Annotated in this window: 2 protein-coding genes and 1 pseudogene; 2 read left to right on the top strand and 1 reads right to left on the bottom strand. The window is 63.1% G+C overall.

Going from position 1 to position 2,814, the window contains the following annotated elements; genetic code table 11:
* A partial coding sequence (locus tag AACR77_RS12280; RefSeq protein WP_042881866.1) for a catalase occupies positions 1-867 on the top strand: 867 nt, incomplete at its 5' end.
* A 702-nt stretch (positions 868-1,569) separates the two neighbouring features.
* On the opposite strand, the gene AACR77_RS12275 is transcribed toward AACR77_RS12280, so the two are convergent.
* A complete protein-coding gene (locus tag AACR77_RS12275) occupies positions 1,570-1,887 on the bottom strand; it encodes a DUF1496 domain-containing protein (protein WP_039040821.1) in 318 nt (105 codons plus the stop codon).
* Positions 1,888-2,106: 219 nt separating this feature from the next.
* Between AACR77_RS12275 and AACR77_RS12270 the strand changes: the two are divergent.
* A pseudogene (locus tag AACR77_RS12270) lies at positions 2,107-2,814 on the top strand (hypothetical protein); the annotation flags it as partial.

Raw genomic sequence — 2,814 nt, 5'->3', positions numbered from 1 at the left:
CACAGTCACACATTCAGCTTCATCAACTCGGCCAACGAGCGCTTCTGGGTCAAGTTCCACTTCAAGACCGAGCAGGGCCACCGCTTCTACACCGATGAAGAGGCGGCCACCGTCGTCGGTCAGGACAGAGAGACCAGCCAGGCGGATCTGTTCAACGCCATCGAGCGGGGGGACTTCCCGCGCTGGAAGGTCTATGTGCAGGTGATGCCAGAGGCCGAGGCCCAGACCTACTCGATCCACCCGTTCGACCTCACCAAGGTATGGCCCCACAAGGACTACCCGCTCATCCCGGTGGGCGTGCTGGAGCTCAACCAGAACCCGGACAACTACTTCGCCCACGTGGAGCAGGCCGCCTTCACCCCGGCCAACGTGGTGCCCGGCATCGGCTTCTCGCCGGATCGCATGTTGCAGGGGCGGCTCTTCTCCTACGGTGACACCCAGCGCTATCGCCTCGGCGTCAACCACGGCCTGCTGCCGGTCAACGCCCCGCGCTGCCCGTTCCACCACGGCGCCCACCGCGACGGCGCCATGCGGGCAGACAGCAATGGCGGCGCCAGCCCCAACTACCAGCCAAACCGCTTCGGCACCCAGCAGCCGAGCGAGCAGCACGAACCGGCCCTGAGTCTGGAAGGGGCTGCCCTGCACCATGATTTTCGTGACTACGACAGCGACTACTACAGCCAGCCGGGGGATCTCTTCCGCCTGATGGACGAGGGGCAGCGCGCCCGGCTCGCCGCCAACCTGGCCCGCTCCCTCATCAATGTGGAGGATGACGCCATCGTCGCGGCCCAGCTCAGGCACTTCGAGCAGGCCGACCCCGAGTACGCCAAACGGGTCGAGCTGGCCCTGGCCGCCCTGCAACTCTGAGTCGCAGGCAGCCAACCTCTGCCAAAGCAAAACGGGGGCCATATGCCCCCCGTTTTCGCATGACGGTCTTTGATGAATGAAAAACGCAGCCCGAGGCTCCGTCTTTCCATGCCGTATCCATCCCGGAAGCAGCGCCCTCGCACGCTTCCCGTACCCTTGCCAACAAGGGTTGGTACCGCCAGCTCACGGCGGCAACGACGTTGTGCACTGGCAGAGCGGCACCATTATCCACCTGTGGTAATAAACCTGCCTGCGGTAATGCACTTTTAGTCACCAATAAAAACGGAGCCCGAGGCTCCGTCTTTCCATGCCGTATCCATCCCGGACGCAGCGCCCTCGCGCTTCCCTCCCTTGCCAACAAGGATTTGCACCGCCAGCTCACGACGGCAACGACGTTGTGCACTGGCAGATCGGCATCATTATCCACCTGTGGTAATAAACCTGCCTGCGGTAATGCACGTTTAGTCACCAATAAAAACGGAGCCCGAGGCTCCGTTGTTCAATGCGGTATCAATCCCGGACGGAACGCGCTTCGCGCTCTTCCCGCTCCCTTGCCAACAAGCGTTTGTACCACCAGCTACTGCGACGACGTTGTGCATTGGAAGAGCGACGAGCCATTGCTTAGATCCCAGTCAAGAGAAGAAAGAGCCGCATTATGCGATAGAGATCACGCCCGTGTCTGTAGCTGGATCAAGAAAAGGCTCACTGGCCCACCCGGATCGTCCGCTGGTTGCCCTCCGGTTCACCACTCTGTGACGGCGTCGTCACCTCTCGCCAGATCAGGGGACCATTGGTCTCCATCGCCTGTTGCGGCGCGCACTCCAGCCAGAGCTCCCCCTGCTGGATACGGGCCCCCTGGGAGTATTTCTGATCCTGATACCAGCACACCCGCTCGGGCAGCGAACCAAGGGGCAGCACCAGCTCGGTGCCCACCGAGTGGCTGAGGGTGTTGGACGCCGGGGCGGCCAACGCGGGGAAGAGCCAGCCAAGGGCCAGCAGACAACCTGCACAACGGATCATGGGAATTCCTGTCACGGGGGAGTGAAAGTGTAAAGCGACCAGCAGAGCCCTCGACTTGACCAATAAATGTCGGCTCATCTGGCATTCCGGAAGCAATATGATAGCCTGCCTGCGCCCGCAAAGGCCTGTCAGGGCGCTGCCGTGGGCCCCCACCGGCATCGCCGGGATGCGGTAATGAATAACCCTTAATAATCAGATAATTAACTGGATATGTTGTCAATGCGTATCATGCCGTTGCTCAAGGCTGCCTGCCTGAGCCTGATGTTGTCCGCCTGTGTCGCCCCCCTGCTGATGATGAGCCCCACCAGCCAGCTGATGTGGGCCCTGCTCAAGCCGCTGGTCGGTTTCGATCCGAACGAGGCCAACCTGTTCGAGCAGCCGCTGATCAAGGACAGAATGACCGCCATGCTGGGGCCCAACTACGAGAGCACCATGCAGCTGCTCAAGACCGCCGACGAGCTGCAACAGGAGGGGCCGCTCTTTTACGTGGTCTCCCGCTACGCCCCCGTGCCGGACGTAGCCAAGCAGGCCGGCATGGTCTGGAACGCCGACACCAACCAGCTCGCCGTCATGGTGCAAAAAGGTGACGGGGCGACCCAGGTCTTCGGGGAAAACCTGGCGGCCGCCACCCCGACCTGGCCCAGCGCCATGCAGGGCTGGCAGTCCCAGGCCACCCCGGCCGCCACGGCCGCCACGGCCGCCACGGCCCTGACCGGTGCCGGTCAGGGGCTCACGGGCGCTGGCAGTTCTCTGCTGGGCACCATGATGGGGGGCCTGCAACAGAGCGCCAGCAAGGCCCTGTCCGACTCCACCAGACAGGTGATCGGCAGTGCCGCCACCACGGCGCAGCAACAAGCGACCAAGGCGGCGAGCGACTCGGCCAAACAGGCCGCCAGCAGCGCAGCGACCATCAGTGCCGCCACCACG

Source organism: Aeromonas sp. ZOR0002, assembly GCF_963866995.1.
Taxonomy (GTDB): Bacteria; Pseudomonadota; Gammaproteobacteria; order Enterobacterales; family Aeromonadaceae; genus Aeromonas; species Aeromonas caviae.
The sequence above is the reverse complement of the archived record's forward strand: the minus strand, read 5'-3'. Positions and strand labels throughout refer to the sequence as shown.

Bases quoted from the DNA above. Each gene is read 5' to 3' on its own strand.
- AACR77_RS12275 (WP_039040821.1), bottom strand. From the start codon at position 1,887: ATGATCCGTTGTGCAGGTTGTCTGCTGGCCCTTGGCTGGCTCTTCCCC.